Here is a 21169-nt window from a genome sequence, read left to right on the forward strand (position 1 = left end):
CAAGCCCCGGCATTGGCATGTATTGCCGCGCCCCATGATCAACCGGACCAACCAGCGCACCGATATGCTCCGCCGTCGCTCCCGCGACGACGAGAGGGTGCGCCATGTCCGACGACGCCGCTGAACCACTAGAATTCAGCCGAAGTTTTCGAGAAGGCCGCACCCGCAAGGTGCGGCCTTTCTGCTTTCTGCGCCCGTTTTCCACCCGCCTCCAGAGGAGTTCGACATGACGACGCATCCGTACGACGCGCTGATGGACATCACCGCCAGGCCGAAAGCCGTGTTCGTCCGCGGCGCCGGCTCCTATCTCTGGGACGACGGCCGCAAGCGCTATCTCGACTTCGTGCAGGGCTGGGCCGTCAACTGCCTCGGTCATTCCCCGCCGGCGGTCGCCGATGCGCTGGCTTCGCAGGCGAAACGGCTGTTGACGCCGAGCCCGGCCTTCTACAATGAGCCGAGCTTGAAGCTCGCCGAGGCGCTGGTCGGGGCCAGCGCTTTCGACCAGGTGTTCTTCGCCAATTCCGGCGCCGAAGCCAACGAAGGCGCGATCAAGCTCGCGCGCAAATATGGCAGTCTGCACAAGGGCGGCGCGTTCGAGATCATCAGCTTCGAAGGCGGCTTCCACGGCAGGACGCTCGCGACGATGTCGGCCTCGGGCAAGAAAGCGTTCGAGCCGCTGTTCGAGCCGAAGGTCGCCGGCTTCAAGAAGGCCAAGCTCAACGACATCGCCTCGGTCGAGAGCCTGATCAACGACAACACCGTCGCCGTGATGCTGGAGCCGATCCAGGGTGAATCGGGCGTCTGGCCGGCAACCGATGCGTTCCTGCAGCAGCTGCGCGCGCTGACCGAGGCGCACGGCCTTCTGCTCATCTTCGACGAGATCCAGACCGGCATGGGCCGGACCGGAAAACTCTTCCACTACGAGCACACCGGCATCGCGCCCGACATCATGACGCTCGGCAAGGGCATCGGCGGCGGCGTGCCGCTCGCGGCCCTGCTCGCGACCGAACGCGCCTCCTGCTTCGAGCACGGCGACCAGGGTGGCACGTTCAATGGCAACCCGATCATGTGCGCGGCGGGCCTTGCGGTGCTCGAGGAGGTCAAGAAGCCCGACTTCCTCAAACAGGTCGCCGAGACCGGCCTCTTGCTGGAAAGCGAGCTGCAGAGGGTCTCGGCCCGGCACGGCCTCGGCGGCGTGCGCGGACGCGGCCTGCTGCTCGCGCTCGACCTCAAGCTGCCGATCGCGCCGGGCATCGTCGCGCAGGCGTTCGAGGCCGGCGTGCTGCTCAACGCGCCGCAGCTCGACACCCTGCGCTTCATGCCGGCGTTGAACGTCACGCGGAGCGAGATCGCCGAGATGATCGATTGTCTCGACGGGATCCTGACCAAGGCCGGCGCGGCACGGCGAGTGGCGTAACACTGGTCTGATCACGGCTGCCGCGCACAACGCGCGGCGGCCTCGGCCGCTTCTTCGAGCACTGGCGAGCCGTATTACATGACACGATGATGGTGATGAGGCATGTCGCGAAAGATGCGAAAGCGATCCTTCACGATTCTTTCGCATTCGCAGGCTTGCTGACGCAAACCGGCGATGTCCCGGATTCGAATGGCGCCACGGGAGCCTTCGATGATGCCTTGCGCCTGGAAGTCCGACAGTGCCTTCGACACCCCCGGCCGCCTTACGCCGAGAGCCGACGCAATCATCCCATGCGTCACCGGAACGCGATCGTCCCCGATGCGATCCTGGGCGAGCAGTATCCATCGAGCCGCACGTTCGGAGATTTCGTGCCTGGCATTGCACAAGGCAATCTGCGCATTGAGCGCGATCAGCAACTGCACGTATCTGAGCAGATGCTCGCGTATCGCGGGGCTTTGCTGCAGAATGTTGCGAAACGCGCCGGCTTCGATGCGAAGCGCACTGCCGGGAACACGGACCACGCTTCGCTGAACCGTCTGCATCGTACCGAGCACCAGTGACACGCCGACAAATCCGAATTTGCCGACGACCGCCACCTCGACCGGTCCGTCCTTGGCGGTTCGGACCAGGCGCGAGACGACGCCGGATTCGATGAAGTAGGCGGCATCCGGATAGCGCAACGCATCCTGAAGAATCTCGTTTCGCTTCAGCGGGACGGTTTTCAGGTGCGGCCGCATCAAAGCGAACTCCGCCTCGGACAAGGTCGCCAGAACGGTGTTCTGAACTGTAAACGGCGCCGCACTGGCACCGCGGACAGGTTTCGGCATCACTGAATCGACCATCCCCAGCACAGGCCTTCGAACTGCGATCGGCACGATGGTCGCCTCCAAGATCGAAGCAACTCTCGGTATCGAGACGAAACTAGCCTTCGATCGCCACGCTGCATTGTGACATAGTAGCGCAGGCGTCAGAGGTGGAACTGCGACGGGTGAACTGCCCGTCGTGCCGGGAGCACGCATCAACCGCCGGCTTGCTTCTTGTTCGACGACGGCGACCAGACCATCCGCACCTCCGCTCCCGTCGAATGCGCGCTCTCGCCGGATTCGGTCAAGGCGACAATTCGCTCGCGCGTACGACTTCGCGCGGCATCGACCAGCATGGTGCCGGCCCAACGATAGACGTTGTTTTCCTTGACCTGCTGCCGCATCAGCTTCATCCGCTCGATCTGCTCCTCGAGAGGCATGGTCATCGCGCGCTTGATGGCCGCGGCGAGCTCCTCGGTGTCGTAGGGATTGACGATCAATGCTTCCGACATCTCGCGCGAGGCCCCGGTGAAGCTCGAGAGAACCAGCACACCGGCGTTGTCGTCGCGGGAGCTGACGAATTCCTTTGCGACGAGGTTCATGCCGTCGTGCAGACTGCTGACGACGCAGACGTCGGCGGCACGAAACAGCTTGAACACGTCGGTCGATTCATAATGCCGTGCGACCAGCCGAATGGGCGCTTGTCTTGCTCCATGGCGGGCATTGATCGCCTCCGCGAGGCTTTCGGCTTCGGATTGCAGCCGAGAATAGGTGTCGAGCTTGCTGCGTGTCGGGGCCGCGACCTGAATGAAGGCAATTCGCCCTTCCCAGGACGGATCACGGGTCAGAAGCGCGTCGATCGCCTTCATGCGGTCGGGGATGCCCTTGGTGTAGTCGAAGCGCTCGATCCCGACGATCAGCTTGGTATCTGCGGTGAGGTCGAACGTCTTCAAAACGTCCGCCCGGCACTCATTCTGGGCGGGCACACCTGCCAGCGCGCTAGGCGGCCATTCGATCGAGATCGGATAGGCGCGAATCTTCGTCTCGTGACCGCCAAGGGTGACGGCCTGCACCTCACGATCGATCCGGCTCTCCACGAAACGATCGACGCACTCGACGAAGTTGTTGCAGTGGAACTGGGTGTGAAACCCGAGGATGGTGCTCCCAAGCATGCCCTCGATGATCTCTCGCCGCCACGGGCAAATGCTGAACGTCTCGGCGTTGGGCCAGGGAATGTGCCAGAACGAAATAATCGTCGCTTTCGGCAGCCGCTGGCGGATCATCCTCGGAACGAGGGCGAAATGGTAGTCCTGCACCAGGACGACCGGGTCCTCGGTTCGCGCCTCGGAAACGACGGCATCCGCGAAGCGCTGATTGATCTGCTGATACGTTCGCCAATCGTCAATCCGGAAAGATGGTCGCACGAACACGATATGACATAGCGGCCACAGTCCCTCGTTGGAAAAGCCATAATAGTAGCCGTCCTGCTCGGCCTCGGAGATCCAGATGCGGCGCAATGCATAGGCCGGCGCGCCTTCCGGGACCCTGATCCTGTCGTTCGCATCGACCGTCTCCCGGTCCGCGCTCCCGCTGCCGTGGGCGATCCAGGTGCCGCCGCAGGCTCGCATGATCGGCTCCAATGCCGTAACGAGTCCACTCGCCGGCCGCTGCACGACAATGCCGTCATCCGTCTGGTTGTGGATGTACGGCTCCCGGTTCGATACGATCATCACCTCGGCGCCCGGCAATACGCCGTGAAGCAGTTCCTGAACTGCCTTCGGAGTCCAGTCGATCTGGTGCGTCAGGGTAAAGTCGTCAGCCCGCCGGAGCAGCTTGTGGATTTCACGGTCAATGGCAGATCTGCTCGCCGGCAACCGATTGCCCGACCTGCCCAGGCGCACGTCGTCGACCGCGCGTCTGAGCGAACTCATCCAGCTGCGCAGCATGAAGATGGCAAAGATGATCGTGCCGACCGTCAGCACCAACACGACGCCGGCCAGGGAGGCGAGCAAGTACGCCACCACTTGGCTGGAGCGCGCGCTCGCAAAGCTCAGGTCGGTCAAGATGACGAGGTATGAGCGATCCTTGGTGCCGCCGACCGGAAATGCCGCAACGAGAACTCGCCGTCCGCCGCCGGCGATGTCGGAGAAGCTTTCGTTCTCGGATTTTGCGATCTTGTCGCAGCCGAAACTCGCGGGCATGTCGGGCGTCGCCGCAATCAGCGCTCCCGCGTGGCTACAGAAACCAACCGCCAGGATCTTCTTGTCCTGCGCCACGCGTCCGAACAGGTCGCCCAGCCGATCCCAGGATTGATTCTCGATGTCACGATCGAGAAAGGGCCGGATCGTATTGAATACGAGTCGCGACCGCGCCTCGACGTCGCTACGCGACCATTGCTGAACAATTCCTCCCGTGAACGGTGAGATACCGAACGCAACGATCAGAGCAACGGCGACGCCGAAGATGCCGAAGCGGAGAAGATCCCTGAACCGGAAGGGCATGACTTCAGCGCGACCGGTTCTTGACCGTGATTGCAGCGATGATCAGCGCAAACATTGCAAGCCTCAGCAGGTAGAACACCGGTTCAACCTCGTTGGAAACGTGAGTGAGCCCGAGCGCAGCACGGCTGACGGTATCGATCGCGAAAGCCAGGGCGAACAGCAGGAAGAACACATCGGAAGTCTGACGCCAGAACTTCACGAAGAAGAGCGTCGTAGCGAACGAAGCCATCGCCACCGCACCGGAGAGGACCGTCGACAGATTGTTCGCAATCATTCGGTGTCCCAAATCAATCCATAGAGAAGCACGGTCATTGCGATCAGCGCAACCAGCAAACGCAGCGACGAGAGGTCGATATCGGGCAATATCACCTTGTCGAGCACAAGGATCACGTTGTTGACCGCGAGTCCGACAAAGCACAGGCCGCTCCACAGCAGCAGCCGGTATTTTTTCAGACGGTAGGCGCCGAGCAGCATCGCCGCACAAACCGCCGACGTCGCCGCGCACAGCCCGTAGATGAAGGAAGCCAGCGTCATGACCCCTTCCGGAACTTGAAGGCGTCGGCGAAGGAGCCGATCCGGTGAGGCTTCGAATGCACGATGTTCGTGACGGGAATGAGATGACGCGAGTACACCTCCACGAGCTGTTCAATCAGCGCCCGATTCTGCTCGGGCACGCCTTCGAGGCGGTAGATGTCATCGACGCAGGACAACAGTTCGGACGCGCAAAGACGGCTCAAGGCCTCTGCGGCTTCGGTCTTGCTGATGTAGAGCCGCTCCGCTAGCCGGGTAGCGCTCCACTGCGACCGGGGATCGGAACGAATGAGAAGAAGCGCTTCGATCTGTGCCACGGAATCGATCCGCTCCAAAATGAAGCCGCGCAATTCGTCAGAGACGTACTGATCTGCCATAGCGAGGGTACGAGCACTACATGCCGTGACCTAAGACGTTTCACGAGCGCACCCGTCGACGGTCCCGAGACTGGTTCCTGCCGTCGTGCTTGGTCTCTCGGTATTGCACGCCAGACAAACCGATCGCACCACCATCCGTCCTGCCACCGCGCGTCGTTCGTGCAGATGTGGCGTCCTCGCCGCACAGGCTGCGCAATGCGCCTCCGGGTGCCTGAATTCGACTTTCGCTGTTTTTGACATCTTGCCCCCAAGCAGACGGTCAACATTCCATCGCCACAACCACGATCGAATCGTGGCGGCCCCAGAACGTGATGCGCTGCGAAGGTGGGCGCAATCGGGAGTACGGTGCGATTGGTTCGATACCGTACCGAGAATTCGGCCAGCCTAGCGCTTTCGGTTCCCGCTTGTCAGGGCTTCAGGATCGAGGCGCCCGTGGTCTTGCGGCTTTCGAGATCGATATGCGCCTTCGCAGCGTCCTTGAGCGCGTAGGCGTGGTTGATCGGCACGTGCAGCTTGCCGTTGATGACGGCGGCAAACAGCGTGTCGGCGCCTTCAAGCAGCTCCTTGCGCGTGCCGACGTAATCGTTGAGCTTCGGCCGTGTCGCGAACAGCGAGCCGTGATTGTTGAGCTCGGCGATCGCGAACGGCGGCACCGGACCCGAGGCGTTGCCGAACGAGACGAACATGCCGCGCGGCTTCAGGCAGGACAGCGAGCCCGGGAAGGTCGCCTTGCCGACGCCGTCATAGACGACGTCGCAGCCCTCGTTGCGGCTGATCTGCTTGACGCGCGCGACGAAATCCTCCTCGTTGTAGAGGATGACGTGGTCGCAGCCGTTGGCCTCGGCGAGCTCGGCCTTCTCGCGCGAGCCGACCGTGCCGATGACGTGGGCGCCGAGCGCCCTCGCCCACTGGCAGGCGAGCAGGCCGATGCCGCCGGCGGCGGCATGGACCAGCACGCGGTGATGCGGCTCGACCTTGAAGGTTTTGTGCAGGAGATACCAGACGGTCAGCCCCTTCAGCATCAGCACCGCACCCTGCTCGTAGGTGATGTGGTCGGGCAGCTTGACCAGCTTCTCCCAGGGGATGTTGCGCTCGCCGGTATAAGCGCCGAGATTGTGATAATAGGCGACGCGGTCACCGGGATGAAAGTTCGTGACGCCGGGCCCGACCGCGACCACCTCGCCCGAGGCCTCGTTGCCGGCGATGAAGGGTAGCCCGGGCGCCTTGTAGAGACCGGTGCGGTAATAGACGTCGATGAAGTTCAGGCCAACCGCGCGCTGGCGGATCCGCACCTCGCCGGGCCCGGGCGCCGGCACATCGACGCTCTCATAAACCAGAGCCTCGGGCCCCCCGACCTTGTGCACACGGACCGCTTTGGTCATCGCCTGACCTCCTGTTCTCCAAGGCGCAAGCGAAAGACATCGCGCCCGCCTTGTCAACTCGATGCAGCTGAAACGCCTAAACCGACGGCGTGCCGGACCTCTTGCGATTGCGCCTGGCCAGCACGTTGAAGAATTCGACCGCCGCCGAGAACGCGATCGCGAAGTAGACATAGCCGCGGGGAATGTGGAACTGGAATCCGTCCGCGACCAGCGCGACGCCGATCAGCACCAGGAAGGCGAGCGCGAGCATCTTCGTGGTCGGATGCTCCGCGACGAAGCGCGCCACCGGACCCGCCGAAACGTACATGACCGCGCAGGCAATCACGACCGCCGCGACCATGATCCGGATGTCCTCCGCCATGCCGATCGCGGTGATGATCGAATCCAGGGAGAACACGAGGTCGACGACGATGATCTGGACAATCACCCAGAAGAAGGCGCTGCCTGTGGACTTGTTCTCGCTCCGGCCGTGATCGGACTCGACCTCACCGTGAATCTCATGCGTCGCCTTGGCGATCAAGAACAGGCCGCCGCCGATCAGGATCAGGTCGCGCCAGGAGAAAGCCTGCCCCGCAACCGAGAACACCGGCGCGGTCAGACCGATCAGCCAGACCAGCAGGCTGAGCAGGATGAGGCGGAAGACAAGCGCCAGCGCGAGGCCGATCTGGCGGGCGCGGTGCGCCTGCTGCTCGGGAAGGCGCGAGACGAGCACCGAGATGAAGATGACGTTGTCGATGCCGAGCACGATCTCGAGCGCCGTCAAGGTGAACAGCGCGGCCCAGGCTTCGGGGCTGGTGATGAGGTCGGTCATGCGAAGGATCGCACCAATCGTATCAAGGCATCGCTGAAGCTGATCCAGAGCGCGATGGCGCAGAGCACGATGGTGACGCCGGTACCGACGCGAAAGTCCATCTCCAGCACGTAGAGGGCGAGCACCGCCCAGATCGCGATCAGCGACATCGTCAGCCAGCGCAGCCGCACGACGCGGACCGGGTGCAGCACGTGAAACGGCACGAAGGTCAGCACGACCAGAGCGGTCACCAGCAGCGTCGACCACAGCGGCGGCCAGTGCAGCAGGAACAGGTAAAACGCCGCCGCATTCCACAGCGCCGGGAAGCCACGGAAATGATTGTCGTCCGCCTTCATGCGCAAATCGGCGAAATATAAGGCGCTGGTGACGATGATGGCGACGCCGAGCAAGGGAGCCGCGACGGGCAGCAACAGGCCGCTGGCCACGATCGCATAGGCCGGCACGAACACATAGGTGACGAAGTCGACCACGAGATCGAGCACGTCGCCCGACCAGTTCGGCTGCACGTTCTTGACGTCGAGCCGGCGCGCGATCGGACCGTCGATCGCGTCGATGATCAGGGCGACGCCCAGCCATTGAAACATTGCCGCCCAGTGCTCGCGCACGGCCTCCAGCATCGCCAGCAGCGCGATCGCCGCGCCGAACGCGGTGAAGATGTGCACCGAGAAGGCCGCGGCGCGGATCGCGGGCGTGGGCTTCAGGGAATCCTCTTGGCTATCCATGGCTTCTGCTATCAGAATGAGGTCGATTTGCACATCCGCCATTGCGGCGCGCCGTCGCATAATTGGCCACGACATGGGACACCATCAGTGGGCTTGAATTTGCCGCGGGGCGTGTCATGTGTCGTTTCATGACAGACGCCTCGACACTTTATGACACCGCCGTGATCGGCGGCGGGCCGGCGGGACTTGCCGCGGCGATCGCGCTGGCACAGGCGGGGGCCCGGACTGCATTGGTGGCGCGCCGCGCTCCCTACGCCGACAATCGCACCACCGCATTGCTCGGTGCCTCCGTCGACCTCCTGGAGACGCTCGACGTCTGGTCGCGCTGCAGGGACAAGGCCGCCGCGCTCGAGGTCATGCGCCTCGTCGACGACACCGGCCGGCTGTTCCGCGCGCCGGAGGTCCGGTTCTCCTGTCACGAAATCGCGCTGGATGCCTTCGGCCACAACATCGACAACCGCTCGCTGATGCTGGCGCTGGAAGAGCGTGCGGCCGAGCTGCCCAATCTCGTCCGTTTCGACGACGAGGCCGAGAGCATCGTCATCGAGGCCGACGACGTCGCCATCCGGACGGCCTCCGCACAATTTCTCACGGCCCGCCTCGTGGTCGGTGCCGACGGCCGGCATTCGCTGTGCCGGGAGGCTGCCCGCATCGACGTGACGCGGCGCGAGCTCAACCAGACCGCGCTGACCTTCAACGTCGGCCACACCAGGCCGCATCGCAACGTCTCGACCGAGTTCCATACGCCGCACGGTCCGTGCGTGTTCGTGCCCCTGCCCGGCGACCGCTCCAGCGTCGTCTGGGTCTCGGCTCCGGCCGAGGCCGAGCGGCTGCGGAGCCTCGATGACGCCGGGCTGTCCGCAGCGGTCGAGAAGCAGTCACATTCGATCCTGGGACGGATGAGCGTGGAGCCCGGACGCAACCTGTTCCCGCTGGCGATCGAACGTCCAAAATCCTTCGGCCGCGACCGGATCGCCCTAGTCGGCGAAGCCGCCCACGTGGTTCCCCCGATCGGCGCCCAGGGCCTCAATCTCGGCCTGCGCGATGCCGCGGACATCGCGCGGCTTGCCGGGGAAGCGGTCGCCGCGGGCCAGGATGCCGGCGCGGACGAGGTGCTGACGCGCTACGACCGGGCGCGGCGTCCGGACATCCTGAGTCGCACGTTTGCGATCGACATCGCCAACCGCTCCCTGCTGAACGATTTCCTGCCGCTGCAGCCGGTCCGCGCCGCCGGCATGCACCTGCTCGGCGCCATCGGCCCGCTTCGGCGCTTTGCGATGCGCGAGGGCCTGACGCCGACCTGGCGAAGGTAGTTTTGGCGGACGGTAAGGCCCCCTACGGAAACGCCAGCCGCCCCGTCTGGATCGCCCACATCACGCTGGTCAGCGTGACCACGGACGCGAAGGTCCCGAGCAGCACGGCGACGGAGGCGGATTCGATCCAGGCATCGTTCTGCCGGGCGATCACGAACACGTTCAGCGCCGGCGGCAGCGAGGCCATCAGCACGGCGGTGGCGGCCCAAGGCTGCGCGAACGGCCCGAACGCCAGCATCAGGCCAAACGCCGCGAGCGGATGGAATAACAGCTTGATCGCGACCACACCCGGCACCTCCCATGGGACGCGGTCGAACGGGCGCAGCGCCACGGTCACACCGAGCACGAACAGCGCGGTCGGGGCCGCCGCGTTCTGCAGGAAGGTGATGGTGCGATCGAGCGCGACGGGTATCTCGATATGAAGGGCTGCGACGGCCGCGCCGAAGCAGGCCGACATGATCAGCGGGTTGAGCACGATCTGCTTCAGCACCACGCCGAAGGCGTGCACGATCGAGGGATGATCACGGTCGGACAGCTCGATCAGGAGCGGCACGACGGTGAACAGGAAGATGCTGTCGCAGCAGAAGATCAGTGCCGTCGGCGCCGCAGCCTTGCTGCCGAGCACGGCGAGCGCCAGCCCCGGCCCCATATAGCCGATATTGCCGTAGCCGCCGGACAGGCCGGCAAGCGTCGCCTCGCGCAATGTCAGCCGGCCGAAAACCTTGCCCACGACCAGCGCTAGGGTGAACGCGGCGACCGTGGACAGCGTGGTCGCGATCAGGAACGGCGGATTGTTCAATTCCGAGAACGGCGTCTTGGACATGATCGCGAACAGCAGCGCCGGCAGCGACACGTAGAGCAGGAAGAAGTTCATCCAGGCGAGGCCTGATTCCGGCAGGGATTTGACCTTGCCGCATGCGAAACCGACGAAGATCAAGCCGAAATAAGGTAGCGCTAGATTGAGGATATCGACCATTGATGAAGTGTTTTCTGAAGACTTGGGGGTTATCTCCCCCTCAAGTGAACGCCAATTCCAGATCAGGCCACTAGCATCGGCCACAATCCTGGTCTATCGACGGGGAATGATTAAAGCGCGGACCGCCAAATTCCAGATCGGACAGGTCGTGCGCCACCGGATCTTCTCGTTCCGGGGCGTCATCTTCGACATCGATCCGGAATTCAACAACACCGAGGAGTGGTGGCTGTCGATCCCCGAGGAGGTGCGGCCCCACAAGGACCAGCCGTTCTATCACCTGCTCGCGGAGAACGCTGAGTCGGAATACGTCGCCTATGTCTCCGAGCAGAACCTGCTGCCGGACGAGTCCGGCGAGCCGGTCCGGCATTCCCAGGTCGCCGAGATCTTCATCAAGAACAAGGATGGCGGCTACCGCCCGCGCAATCCGTCCCTGAATTGAGTCGCTCCGACAGGCGATCGACAAACAGGGCGACCGACAAAAAAAGGCGCTCGAGACGAGCGCCTTTTTCATGTCTTCATGTCCGGGATTGATCCCGATTACTTCTGACCAGCCGGCGGCGTGCCCTGCTGCTCGAGCTTCTTGCGCTGCTCTTCGGCCTTTTTCTGAAGCTCTTCCTGAAGCTTCTTCTGGGTTTCCTCGAACACCTTCGGATCGGTCGGCGGACCGTCATAGGCCTTCTGGAATTCGCCGGCGAGCGGCAGCGGCAGGGTCAGCGGCGCGCCATTGGCGTTAATCGCCTGCACAACGAGATTCTGGCCCTTCTTCATGTTGTTGATGAGCTCGGGCGTGGCTTCGTAGTCCGACATGCAGCCGTTCTGGAAGCAGATCACATAGGGCTGCTGCAGCGGCGCGTTGTTGTCCACGATGATCCGGGTGCCGTGGACGAGCTGCATGCCGAGCGGCAGTGTCACGCGCAGGATCTTCTTGGGCTCGCCTTCCGGTTCGATGATCACGGCGGCGATGACCGGCTGGCCCGATTCGATGCGGCCGTCCTTGCCGGTGAAGCAGACCTGCTTGGCGTTGGCGTCCTGGCCCTTGAGGCAGAACTTGGTCCAGGGGGCATAGATCAGCTGGATCTGCTGATCGGCCGGCTGCGCCGCGCCCTGCTGGCCGCCTTGGGCCGGCGGCTGCTGAGCCTGCGGGGATGCCGGGGCCGGAGCCTTCGGGGCGGCCTTCGGAGGGGCAGCTTTCGGGGCCGCCTTGGGCGCGGGCGCGCCGGGAGCCGGAGCGGGAGTCTGGGCCTCAGCGGTGAACGGGACGGCCAACGCCGTCGCCGTCAACAAGGCGAGAATTCGCCCGCGCGGCCGGACGGACGCGGCCAAGTAACGGAAATTCATTGCGGAAAACCCTTTCTGAACGGGAAGTGCCCGAACCGCTCCGAAGCGCCGAACCTGGCCGCCTTGGGCGCGGCTCTCTCCCCGTCAATTGAGGCGGATAAGTGACGGGCTCGACGCTCTTGCGCGATCGGGTGCCTTCTTAACGTGGCCGACGAAAAGATCAATGCCGACAAGCGCCTTTGGCCACATCCGCGGCTGCGTCCGGGGAAACTCCCTGTGATAGGATTCGGGGTACGCCGTCCTCGAATCAACCTGTGCCGATGTTCATGTTCCAACGCCTTTTCGAGGGACTCGGTGTCCGCCTTGGCGTCCTGGGCCTGGCCTCTGCCCTTGTCCTCGGCTTGGATGACGGAGTGTCGATGGGCGCGGCACGGGCCGAGGACGCCCATGCCATCGCCATGCACGGCAAGCCGGCGATGCCGGCCGACTTCGCCCATATGCCCTACGTCAACCCGGATGCGCCCAAGGGCGGTCGCCTGACCTGGGGCATGCTCGGGACCTTCGACAGCCTCAACCCCTTCATCGTCAAGGGGCTGGCCGTGCAGCAGATGCGCAGCTACGTGGTCGAGAGCCTGCTCGCGCGCGGCCATGACGAGCCGTTCACGCTCTATGGCCTGCTCGCCAGGAGCGTCGAAACCAATGACGAGCGGAGCTTCGTCACGTTCCGTCTCGATCCACGCGCCCGATTCTCCGACGGCAAGCCGGTCGCGGCCGAGGACGTGCTGTTCTCCTGGCAGTTGCTCCGCGACCACGGCCGGCCGAACCACCGGCAATATTACACCAAGGTGGTCAAGGCCGAGGCGCTCGATCCCCTCACCGTCCGCTTCGACCTCGCCGGCGCCAACGATCGCGAGCTGCCGCTGATCCTCGGCCTGATGCCGATCCTGCCGAAGCATGCGGTCGACCTCGCAAGCTTCGAGGAGACGACGCTGACGAGCCCGATTGGCTCCGGCCCCTACCGCGTCACAGCGGTGAAGGCAGGGGCCAGCGTGACGCTGACCCGCAATCCCGATTATTGGGGCCGCGATCTGCCCATCAACCGCGGGCTCTACAATTTCGACGAGATCCGGCTCGACTATTTTCGCGAGGCCAACGGCCAGTTCGAAGCTTTCAAGCGCGGCCTCTACGATTTCCGCGTCGAGCACGAACCGCTGCGCTGGCACGACGGCTACGACTTTCCGGCCGTCAGAAGCGGCGATGTGGTCCGCGACACCGCCAAGCCGGGCGTGCCGCAGCCCTCCGAATTCCTGGTGTTCAACACGCGCCGCCCGATCTTCGCCGACATCCGCGTGCGCCAGGCGCTGACGCTGCTGTTCGATTTCGAGCTGGTCAACCGCAATTACTTCTTCGGGCTCTATTCGCGCGTCGCCGGCTACTTCGCCGGCTCAGAGCTCTCGGCCTATGGCCGGCCGGCGGATGCGCGCGAACGCGAGTTGCTCAAGCCGTTCGCCGCACGGATTCCGCCCGACATCATGGATGGCAGCTACCGTCTTCCCGCGACCGACGGTTCGGGCCGCGACCGCACGACGCTGCGCGCCGCGCTGAAGCTGTTGTCGGAGGCCGGCTACGATCTCGACGGCACCGTGCTGCGCAATCGCGCGACCAAGGCGCCCTTCAGCTTCGAGATCATGGTGACGACCCGCGACCAGGAGCGCATCGCGCTCGCCTTCCAGCGCGACCTCAAGCGCGCCGGCATCGAGCCGAGCGTGCGCTCGGTCGATCCCGTGCAGTTCGATCAGCGCCGGCTCGCTTACGAGTTCGACATGATCCAGAACCGCTGGGACCAGTCGCTTTCACCCGGCAACGAGCAATATTTCTACTGGGGCAGCGCGGCCGCGGACAATCCGGGGACCCGCAACTACATGGGCGCCAGGGATCCGGCGGTCGATGCCATGATCGCCGCCCTGCTCGAGGCCCGTGAACATACGGATTTCGTCTCCTCGGTGCGGGCGCTCGACCGCGCTCTGATCTCGGGCTTCTACACAATCCCCCTGTTTAACGTATCCGAGCAATGGATCGCGCGCTGGAATCGGATAGAACGGCCCAAGGCCACCTCGCTCTCGGGCTATTTGCCGGAGACCTGGTGGGCGAAGGGGCAGAAGCAAGGCACTGAAGCAAAGTGACGCCGTGAACCAGCCAGCCGTATCGCCGACGCTCGACACGCTGTTTCAGCGCACGCTGATCCGGCAGCCGCATGCGACCGCGTTGCTCGATCCCCTCAACAAGGCGCGCATCACCGGGCACCAGCCGCGGCGGATGACCTATGCCGAGGCCGACACCGCCATCGAGGCGCTGTCGGCACATTTCGTCGAATCGGGCCTGCCGGCCAATTCCGTCATCGCGATCCAGCTGCCCAACACGGTCGAGTTCGTGCTGACGGTGCTCGCCGCCCATCGCGCCGGCCTCGTCGTCGCCGTGCTGCCGCTGCTCTGGCGTCATGCGGAACTAACCGCGGCGCTCAACCGCACCGCGGCCCGTGCCATCGTCACCATGAGCAAGGTCGACGGCACCAGCTATGCCGACCTCGCGATGCATGCGGCCGCCGAAGCCTTCTCGATCCGTCACGTCTGCGGCTTCGGAGAAGACCTGCCCGAAGGCATGGCCTCGCTCGACGAGGTGCTGGCCCGCCCGCCCGGCACCACGCGCGCCGTGATCCAGGACGGCCGCAAGGCGGCGATGATCTCCTTCGACGTCACCGCGGAAGGCTTTCGTCCGGTGCCGCGGCCGCATTTCAGCCTGATCGCCGGCGGGCTCGCGATGTCGCTGGAAGCCGACATCCGGCAGGGTGCGACATTGATGGCGGCGTTCGCGCCGATGTCGTTCGCCGGCCTCGCCTCCTCGCTCGCGGTTTGGCTGCTCTCCGGCGGCGCCCTGGCGCTGCATCATCCCTTCGAGGTCGAGGTGCTGGAGCAGCAGATCAACGAGCATGATTGCGAGGTGCTGATCGCGCCGGCGCAACTGGCCTTGCGGCTCGGCGATTCCGACCTCGCGGCGCGGATGCCGTCCTTGCGCAACGTCATCGGCCTGTGGCGCGCGCCCGAGCAGGTCGCCGCGAGTGATGCCTGGATCGCCCCGCATGCGCCGCTGACCGACGTCTATCTGTTTGGCGAGGCCGGCCTGTTCGGCGCCCGCCGCGGCGAGGACGGCATGCCGGTCGCGGTGATGCCCGGGCCGCACGGCGCCCCGCGCGAGCAATCCGGCTCCTCCATCGCCGGCGAGATCCTGCTGACGCCGAAGGGCACGCTCGGCCTGCGCGGCGCGATGGTACCGATCGCGGCCTACGCCCCGCCGCAGCCGGTCGGGGAGACCCTGACGGCGCAGCCGCCGCGCGACTATGTCGACACCGGCTATGCCGCGCGGATCGACCGCCCGAGTGGTGCAATCTGCATCACCGCGCCGCCCTCCGGCATCATGGCCGTCGGCGGCTACCGTTTCCTCTCCAACGATTTGCAGGAATGGGCCCGCCGGCTCGGCCAGGGCGCCCTCCTCACCGCGCTGCCCGACCGCCTCTCCGGCCACAGGCTCGCCGGACGCGCCCAGGACAACGCCCGCGCCCGCGAGGCGCTCAGCGAGCTCGGGCTTAACCCTCTGATGGTCGAAGCTTTTCGCGATCGCTCCGGGCCGGTCTAGGCGCAGTTTCGCCTGATGCGTTGACGCCGCATTAAGGCGGCCGAACTAGATTGCGCGGCATCTGTTGCGTGATCAGAGCTTTCGAATGTCCCAGGCGGGCCCGATCCTCTTTGTGTCCAATGCCGATCGGCCGCCGTTCGTTGGCGCGCTGGACGAGGCCCGGCTGTTTCCCGTGGTCGATACCGACTGGGCCGGTGCGGCACGCGCGGTCGAAGAGGTGCAGCCGGCGGCCATTCTCGCTGCGATGCATGGCGGACATGAGCCGCATATGGCCGCACTCTCCAGGAAGATCGCCGACCAATCGCCCTACCTTCCGTTCGTCGTCGTGGATGCGGCGGGCACGCTGCCTCACAACGCCCTGCCCTTCTCCTCGAGGGGCGGCAACCCCGACCGCCTGATCGCACGGCTTCGCGCCGCGCTGCGCGTGCGCACGCTCCATGCCACCGTGCTGCGCCGGCTGCCCGAGGTGAAAGTCGTTCTGCCGCAAGGTGATCCCGCCCGCGATGCCACCGTGCTCCTGATCGGCCGCGGCGCGGGCTACCCCGCATTGTCGGTCGCGCTCGGCGAACGCGTCGGTGTCGTCGGCGCGCTCTCGATCGAGGCCGCCGCGAAGCACCTCAACACCCGCGACCTCGACGGCGTGGTCCTCGCCGAGGGTTTTACCGCGCGCGTCACCGACGCCTTTCTCACGGTGCTCGCCGAGGACACCCGCTTCCGCAGCCTGCCGGTCATCGTCACCGTGCACCAGCTGACGCAGACCTACGATTTGCCCAATCTCGAGCTGATCCCGGGCGAGCCGGCCAAGGTCGCGGCCAACGCGTTACCCCTGATCCGCCAGCACGCGATGGAAGCCCAATTGAGCCGCACGCTGCGCTCGATCGATGCCGGCGGCTGGCTCGATCCGCGCAGCGGCCTGCTCACGGCGGAAGCCTTCGCCCGTGATTTTGCCAAGGCGGTCGAGCAGGCGCTGGCCCGCGGCGGCGGTCTGTCCGTCGCGCGTTTCGCCTTCGATCCCGGCAATTCCCGCGCCCAGCTCGACGCCGCGCGCATCCTCAGCCGCCTGATGCGGCAGATGGATTTCGGTGTGGCGCAGAGGGACGGGTCGGTCATCGTCGTGTTCGCGGAGACCGACTTCCGCACGGCCCATATGATCGCGCGGCGTCTGTCGGCGGTGATGCGGCATACCTCCAACGGCAAGCACGAGATGCGCAGCGACCCCGTCGTCAGCGTGGACTCGCTGTCGCCCTCGGATACGGCAAGGTCGCTGCTGGCCCGGCTGTCGGCGGATGCGTCAAGGGCGGCATCGTAGCTACAACCTCGCTGCTGTTGGGTGGGCAAAGGCGCACTTGCGCCGTGCCCACCAGCTTTCCTTGACGACAGAATTCGTGGGCACGCTTCGCTTTGCCCACCCTACGGCACCGTCTACGCCGCCTTCTTGCTCTCCGCGAGCTGCGCCAACTGCCGCATGATCTCCGTCGTGCCCGCAAGCCGCTCTTCCGGCGTCTCCCAATCCTGCAGGAACACGACCTTCATGTCGGGCCGCACCTTGGCGGCCTGGCCGTAGCTGCGGATGAAGCTGACGAGGCGGTCGGGATGGGCGAAGGAATTGTCGCGGAAGACGATGACGGCGCCCTTCGGGCCGGCGTCGATCTTCTCGACATTGGCCCTGCGGCAGAACGCCTTGATCGCGGCGACCTTGAACAAATAGCGCACCTCGTCCGGCAGCACGCCGAAGCGATCGCGCATCTCGGCGCCGAAATTCTCGATCTCCTCCTCGGTGTCGAGATCGGCGAGACGCCGGTACAGCGATAGCCGCACCGAGAGATCGCCGACATAGTCCTCCGGAATCAGCACGGGCATGCCGATGGTGATCTGCGGCGACCAGCGGTCGGCGGCGGGCTCGGAGACGCCGGCCTTGAGGTTGACGATCGCCTCCTCCAGCATCGACTGATAGAGCTCGAAGCCGACCTCCTTGATGTGGCCCGACTGCTCCTCGCCGAGCAGGTTGCCGGCGCCGCGGATGTCGAGGTCGTGGGAAGCGAGCTGGAAGCCGGCGCCCAGCGTCTCCAGCGATTGCAGCACGGTGAGCCGGCGCTCGGCCTGCGCCGTGATCTTCTGCTGCGCCGGCAGCGTGAACAGCGCATAGGCGCGCAGCTTGGAGCGGCCGACGCGGCCGCGCAGCTGATAGAGCTGGGCGAGGCCGAACATGTCGGCGCGATGCACGATCAGCGTGTTGGCGTTGGGAATATCGAGGCCGGATTCCACGATCGTGGTCGACAAGAGAATGTCGAACTTGCCGTCGTAGAACGCGGTCATGATGTCCTCGATCACCGCGGGCGGCATCTGGCCGTGCGCGACCGCGACCTTCATCTCCGGCACGTTCTTGTCGAGGAAGTCCTTGACCTCGGCGAGGTCGTCGATGCGCGGCACGACGTAGAACGCCTGGCCGCCGCGATAGCGCTCGCGCAGCAAGGCCTCGCGGATCATCAGCGGATCGTGGGGAGCGACGAAGGTGCGCACCGCGAGCCGGTCCACCGGGGGCGAGGCGATGATCGAGAGCTCGCGCACGCCGGTGAGCGCCAGTTGCAGCGTGCGCGGGATCGGCGTCGCCGACAGCGTCAGCACGTGCACCTCGGAGCGGAGCGCCTTGAGCCGCTCCTTGTGGGTCACGCCAAAGTGCTGCTCCTCGTCGACGATCACGAGGCCGAGGTCGCGGAACTTGATCGCCTTGCCGAGCAGCGCGTGGGTGCCGACGACGATATCGACCGAACCGTCGGCGATGCCCTTCTTGACCTGGTTCAGCTCCTTGGTCGGGATCAGGCGCGAAGCCTGCGCCACGTTGACCGGGACGCCCTTGAAGCGCTCAGTGAAGGTCTTGGCGTGCTGGCGCGCCAGCAGCGTGGTCGGCACCACGACCGCGACCTGCTTGCCTTCGAGCGCCACGGCAAACGCCGCGCGCAAGGCCACCTCGGTCTTGCCGAAGCCGACGTCGCCGCAGATCAGGCGGTCCATGGGGCGGCCGAGTTCGAGGTCCTTCAGCGTGGCTTCGATGGCCCCCAGCTGGTCCTCGGTCTCGTCATAGGGGAAGCGCGCGCAGAACTCGTCGTAGAGACCGGGCTGCACCGGGAGCTTGGGCGCCTCGTGCAGATGGCGCGCGGCCGCGATCTTGATCAATTCGCCGGCGATCTCGCGGATGCGGTTCTTCAGCTTGGCCTTGCGGGTCTGCCAGCCGCCGCCGCCCAGCCGATCCAGCTCGACACTGGTCTGGTCGGAGCCGTAGCGCGACAGCAGCTCGATGTTCTCGACCGGCAGGAACAGCTTCGTCTCTGCGGCATAATGCAGCTCGAGGCAGTCGTGCGGCGCGCCGGCGACATCCAGCGTCTGCAGGCCGATGAAGCGGCCGATGCCGTGGTCGACGTGGACGACGATGTCGCCGGCGGCAAGGCTCGTCACCTCCGAGATGAAATTGTCGAGCTTGCGGCTGGCCTTGCGCGGCCGCACCAGGCGGTCGCCGAGGATGTCCTGCTCGCTGATGACAGCGATCTCGTCGGTCTCGAAACCGCTTTCGAGGCCGAGCACCGCGAGCATGGTCTCGTTGCGCGGCGTCGCCTGCACGGTGCGCCAGGAATTGACGCTGGTGGTATGGGCCAGCTTGTGGTCGCGCAGCATCGAGGCCATGCGGTCGCGCGAGCCTTCGCTCCACAGCGCGATCACCACCTTCTTGCGCTGGGCCTGCAGCGCCATGACGTGCCCGACCACGGATTCGAATACGTTGACTTTGGCATCGTTGCGCTCCGGCGCGAAGTCGCGGCCCTTGCGCGCACCGGCGTCGAGGACACTCGTCCCGTCGGCCGGAACCGAGAACTGCGTCAACCGCACCAGCGGCATCTCGCTCTCGCGCCTGGTCCATTCCTCGCCCGTGAGATAGAGCCGGTCCGGCGGCAGCGGCTTGTAGATCGCGCCGCCGGCGGGATGCTCCATCGCGTCGCGCCGGGCCTCGTAATAGTCCTGGATCTGCTTGAAGCGCTCGCGCACGGCGTCCTCGGCCTGCGGCTCGATCGCGATCGGCGCGCCTTGCAGATAGTCGAACAGCGTGTCCATGCGGTCCTGGAACAGCGGCAGCCAGTGCTCCATGCCGGGATGGCGGCGGCCTTCGCTGACCGCCTCATACAGCGCATCGTCGCGCTCGGGCGCGCCGAACTCGGCGACGTAGCCCATGCGAAAGCGGCGGATGGTATCGGTGACCAGCTGGAATTCCGAGACCGGCACGAGGTCGAGCGCGCGCATGTCGAGCAGCGTGCGCTGGGTCTCGGCATCGAAGGAGCGGATCGATTCCAGGCTGTCGCCGAAGAAATCGAAGCGGACCGGCTGCTCGAGGCCGGCCGGAAACAGATCGAGGATTCCGCCGCGCACGGCATATTCGCCGGGCTCGCGCACGGTCGAGGAGCGGTTGTAGCCGTTGTGCTCGAGCCAGGCGACGATGGTGTCCATCGGAACGACATTGCCGGGGGCCACCGACAGCGCCTGCGCCGCGACCAGCTCGCGCGCGGGCACGCGCTGCACGGCGGCATTCACCGTGGTCAGCACGATCAGCGGCTTGTCGCTCCCGGTGAGCGAGGCAAGCCGGGCCAAAGTCGTCAGGCGTTGCGCCAGAATGCCGCCATGCGGCGAGACGCGGTCATAGGGCTGGCAGTCCCAGGCCGGGAAGGTCAGAACAGGCAGATCGGGGGCGAAGAATTGCAGCGCGCGTTCGAGCTGCTGCATGCGCGGACCATCGCGGCAGACCACGGCAAGGCTGACGGCCGGCTTTTTCGGCCGCGCCGCGATGGCCCGGGCCAGATCGGAGACGACGAGGCCTTCGGCGCCTTCCGCGACATTGGCAAGCGTCAGCGCCCGGCCCGGCGCAAGCAGCTCGGCTGGCGATTTCATTCCCTGCTTCATGCGTCGCGTTCCGGGATCGGGAAGGCCTTGATGCGGGCAAACAGAGCGCCGGTGACGCTGGCCGGCAGCACCTTGTCGGCGGTGATGGCGGCATAGAGATCGGGATCGTTGACATCGAGCAGCGTCTCGAGCTGCGTCAGTTCGTCATCAGACAGGTTGCCGATCTCGGCATCCGCGAAGCGGCCGAGGATCAGGTCCATCTCGCGCGTGCCGCGGTGCCAGCAACGGAACAAAAGCCGCTTGCGGCGATCGTCCAGCCCGCTGCTCGATCGTGTCGTTCCCGTCATGTCTCAAATCCAGTCAAACGCAGAAAGCCCGGACGTGCCGGGCCGGGGTGATATAGCCACTCGGGGTGGCCGTGTCAGCCCTCGATTTGGCATGGCCCGACAGCCGGCGCAGGGTACGAAAAAAGACGTGGATGCCCAGC

The 21169-nt window shown here is 65.3% G+C and carries 18 protein-coding genes; 6 read left to right on the forward strand and 12 right to left on the reverse strand.

The window, feature by feature from the left end; translation table 11 throughout:
* The first annotated feature begins 226 nt into the window (after window positions 1-226).
* A complete protein-coding gene (locus tag DCM80_RS28760; protein WP_257194778.1) occupies window positions 227-1417 on the forward strand; it encodes an acetylornithine transaminase in 1191 nt (396 codons plus the stop codon).
* Window positions 1418-1491: 74 nt separating this feature from the next.
* Here the strand turns inward: DCM80_RS28760 and DCM80_RS28765 are convergent, their stop codons facing one another.
* The 8 genes from DCM80_RS28765 to pcsA all read right to left on the reverse strand — a co-directional run bounded on the left by DCM80_RS28765 (window position 1492) and on the right by pcsA (window position 8586).
* Complete coding sequence (locus DCM80_RS28765) at window positions 1492-2307, reverse strand: Crp/Fnr family transcriptional regulator (protein ID WP_257194780.1); 816 nt, start codon at window positions 2305-2307, stop codon at window positions 1492-1494.
* A gap of 128 nt (window positions 2308-2435) precedes the next feature.
* Window positions 2436-4721 (reverse strand): trehalose-6-phosphate synthase, encoded by a 2286-nt coding sequence (locus DCM80_RS28770; protein ID WP_257194781.1) that lies wholly within the window; start codon window positions 4719-4721, stop codon window positions 2436-2438.
* A 4-nt stretch (window positions 4722-4725) separates the two neighbouring features.
* Window positions 4726-4995, reverse strand: a complete 270-nt coding sequence (locus DCM80_RS28775; protein WP_257194782.1) for a DUF5985 family protein — start codon at window positions 4993-4995, stop codon at window positions 4726-4728.
* Entirely contained in the window at window positions 4992-5255 is a 264-nt protein-coding gene (locus DCM80_RS28780; RefSeq protein WP_257194784.1) for a DUF5985 family protein, read from the reverse strand. The genes DCM80_RS28775 and DCM80_RS28780 overlap by 4 nt, the downstream gene beginning before the upstream one ends.
* Entirely contained in the window at window positions 5252-5629 is a 378-nt protein-coding gene (locus tag DCM80_RS28785; RefSeq protein ID WP_257194785.1) for a hypothetical protein, read from the reverse strand. Before DCM80_RS28785 ends, DCM80_RS28780 begins: the two co-directional genes overlap by 4 nt.
* A gap of 407 nt (window positions 5630-6036) precedes the next feature.
* Window positions 6037-7011 (reverse strand): quinone oxidoreductase, encoded by a 975-nt coding sequence (locus DCM80_RS28790; protein WP_257194786.1) that lies wholly within the window; start codon window positions 7009-7011, stop codon window positions 6037-6039.
* Window positions 7012-7087: 76 nt separating this feature from the next.
* Window positions 7088-7822, reverse strand: coding sequence for a TerC family protein (locus DCM80_RS28795; RefSeq protein ID WP_257194787.1), 735 nt, complete (start codon window positions 7820-7822; stop codon window positions 7088-7090).
* On the reverse strand, window positions 7819-8586 hold the full coding sequence (pcsA, locus tag DCM80_RS28800; RefSeq protein WP_257194788.1) for a phosphatidylcholine synthase: 768 nt from the start codon (window positions 8584-8586) through the stop codon (window positions 7819-7821). The genes DCM80_RS28795 and pcsA overlap by 4 nt, the downstream gene beginning before the upstream one ends.
* Before the next feature lie 86 nt (window positions 8587-8672).
* Between pcsA and DCM80_RS28805 the strand changes: the two genes are divergently transcribed.
* Window positions 8673-9857 (forward strand): UbiH/UbiF family hydroxylase, encoded by a 1185-nt coding sequence (locus DCM80_RS28805; RefSeq protein WP_257194790.1) that lies wholly within the window; start codon window positions 8673-8675, stop codon window positions 9855-9857.
* Window positions 9858-9879: 22 nt separating this feature from the next.
* On the opposite strand, the gene DCM80_RS28810 is transcribed toward DCM80_RS28805, so the two are convergent.
* Complete coding sequence (locus DCM80_RS28810; protein ID WP_257179834.1) at window positions 9880-10833, reverse strand: AEC family transporter; 954 nt, start codon at window positions 10831-10833, stop codon at window positions 9880-9882.
* Between the two features lie 106 nt (window positions 10834-10939).
* Between DCM80_RS28810 and hspQ the strand changes: the two genes are divergently transcribed.
* Window positions 10940-11272, forward strand: a complete 333-nt coding sequence (gene hspQ / locus DCM80_RS28815; RefSeq protein WP_028136346.1) for a heat shock protein HspQ — start codon at window positions 10940-10942, stop codon at window positions 11270-11272.
* A gap of 98 nt (window positions 11273-11370) precedes the next feature.
* Here hspQ and DCM80_RS28820 read toward each other — a convergent pair whose 3' ends face one another.
* Window positions 11371-12171: an invasion associated locus B family protein gene (locus tag DCM80_RS28820; protein WP_257194792.1), complete on the reverse strand. Its 801-nt coding sequence runs from the start codon at window positions 12169-12171 to the stop codon at window positions 11371-11373.
* Window positions 12172-12431: 260 nt separating this feature from the next.
* Between DCM80_RS28820 and DCM80_RS28825 the strand changes: the two genes are divergently transcribed.
* The 3 genes from DCM80_RS28825 (at window position 12432) to DCM80_RS28835 (ending at window position 17110) form a co-directional block, all read left to right on the forward strand.
* Window positions 12432-14294, forward strand: coding sequence for an extracellular solute-binding protein (locus DCM80_RS28825; RefSeq protein ID WP_257194793.1), 1863 nt, complete (start codon window positions 12432-12434; stop codon window positions 14292-14294).
* Between the two features lie 4 nt (window positions 14295-14298).
* Complete coding sequence (locus DCM80_RS28830) at window positions 14299-15801, forward strand: class I adenylate-forming enzyme family protein (protein ID WP_257194794.1); 1503 nt, start codon at window positions 14299-14301, stop codon at window positions 15799-15801.
* 85 nt (window positions 15802-15886) lie between these two features.
* The gene (locus DCM80_RS28835) at window positions 15887-17110 is read left to right on the forward strand and encodes a GGDEF domain-containing protein (protein WP_257194795.1); all 1224 of its coding nucleotides are present in this window, start codon (window positions 15887-15889) and stop codon (window positions 17108-17110) included.
* Between the two features lie 113 nt (window positions 17111-17223).
* Here the strand turns inward: DCM80_RS28835 and mfd are convergent, their stop codons facing one another.
* Both mfd and DCM80_RS28845 read right to left on the reverse strand, forming a co-directional pair.
* Window positions 17224-20742: a transcription-repair coupling factor gene (gene mfd, locus DCM80_RS28840; protein WP_257194796.1), complete on the reverse strand. Its 3519-nt coding sequence runs from the start codon at window positions 20740-20742 to the stop codon at window positions 17224-17226.
* Window positions 20739-21029: a succinate dehydrogenase assembly factor 2 gene (locus DCM80_RS28845; protein ID WP_257194797.1), complete on the reverse strand. Its 291-nt coding sequence runs from the start codon at window positions 21027-21029 to the stop codon at window positions 20739-20741. The genes mfd and DCM80_RS28845 overlap by 4 nt, the downstream gene beginning before the upstream one ends.
* Between the last annotated feature and the right edge of the window lie 140 nt (window positions 21030-21169).

This window comes from Bradyrhizobium sp. WBOS08 (genome assembly GCF_024585125.1).
Classification (GTDB): Bacteria; Pseudomonadota; Alphaproteobacteria; order Rhizobiales; family Xanthobacteraceae; genus Bradyrhizobium; species Bradyrhizobium japonicum_B.

Bases quoted from the DNA above. Each gene is read 5' to 3' on its own strand.
- DCM80_RS28770 (WP_257194781.1), bottom strand. From the start codon at position 4,721: ATGCCCTTCCGGTTCAGGGATCTTCTCCGCTTCGGCATCTTCGGCGTC.
- mfd (WP_257194796.1), bottom strand. From the start codon at position 20,742: ATGAAGCAGGGAATGAAATCGCCAGCCGAGCTGCTTGCGCCGGGCCGG.
- DCM80_RS28775 (WP_257194782.1), bottom strand. From the start codon at position 4,995: ATGATTGCGAACAATCTGTCGACGGTCCTCTCCGGTGCGGTGGCGATG.
- DCM80_RS28785 (WP_257194785.1), bottom strand. From the start codon at position 5,629: ATGGCAGATCAGTACGTCTCTGACGAATTGCGCGGCTTCATTTTGGAG.
- DCM80_RS28805 (WP_257194790.1), top strand. From the start codon at position 8,673: ATGACAGACGCCTCGACACTTTATGACACCGCCGTGATCGGCGGCGGG.
- DCM80_RS28825 (WP_257194793.1), top strand. From the start codon at position 12,432: ATGTTCATGTTCCAACGCCTTTTCGAGGGACTCGGTGTCCGCCTTGGC.
- DCM80_RS28790 (WP_257194786.1), bottom strand. From the start codon at position 7,011: ATGACCAAAGCGGTCCGTGTGCACAAGGTCGGGGGGCCCGAGGCTCTG.
- DCM80_RS28760 (WP_257194778.1), top strand. From the start codon at position 227: ATGACGACGCATCCGTACGACGCGCTGATGGACATCACCGCCAGGCCG.
- DCM80_RS28845 (WP_257194797.1), bottom strand. From the start codon at position 21,029: ATGACGGGAACGACACGATCGAGCAGCGGGCTGGACGATCGCCGCAAG.
- DCM80_RS28835 (WP_257194795.1), top strand. From the start codon at position 15,887: ATGTCCCAGGCGGGCCCGATCCTCTTTGTGTCCAATGCCGATCGGCCG.
- pcsA (WP_257194788.1), bottom strand. From the start codon at position 8,586: ATGGCGGATGTGCAAATCGACCTCATTCTGATAGCAGAAGCCATGGAT.
- DCM80_RS28820 (WP_257194792.1), bottom strand. From the start codon at position 12,171: ATGAATTTCCGTTACTTGGCCGCGTCCGTCCGGCCGCGCGGGCGAATT.
- DCM80_RS28780 (WP_257194784.1), bottom strand. From the start codon at position 5,255: ATGACGCTGGCTTCCTTCATCTACGGGCTGTGCGCGGCGACGTCGGCG.
- hspQ (WP_028136346.1), top strand. From the start codon at position 10,940: ATGATTAAAGCGCGGACCGCCAAATTCCAGATCGGACAGGTCGTGCGC.
- DCM80_RS28810 (WP_257179834.1), bottom strand. From the start codon at position 10,833: ATGGTCGATATCCTCAATCTAGCGCTACCTTATTTCGGCTTGATCTTC.
- DCM80_RS28795 (WP_257194787.1), bottom strand. From the start codon at position 7,822: ATGACCGACCTCATCACCAGCCCCGAAGCCTGGGCCGCGCTGTTCACC.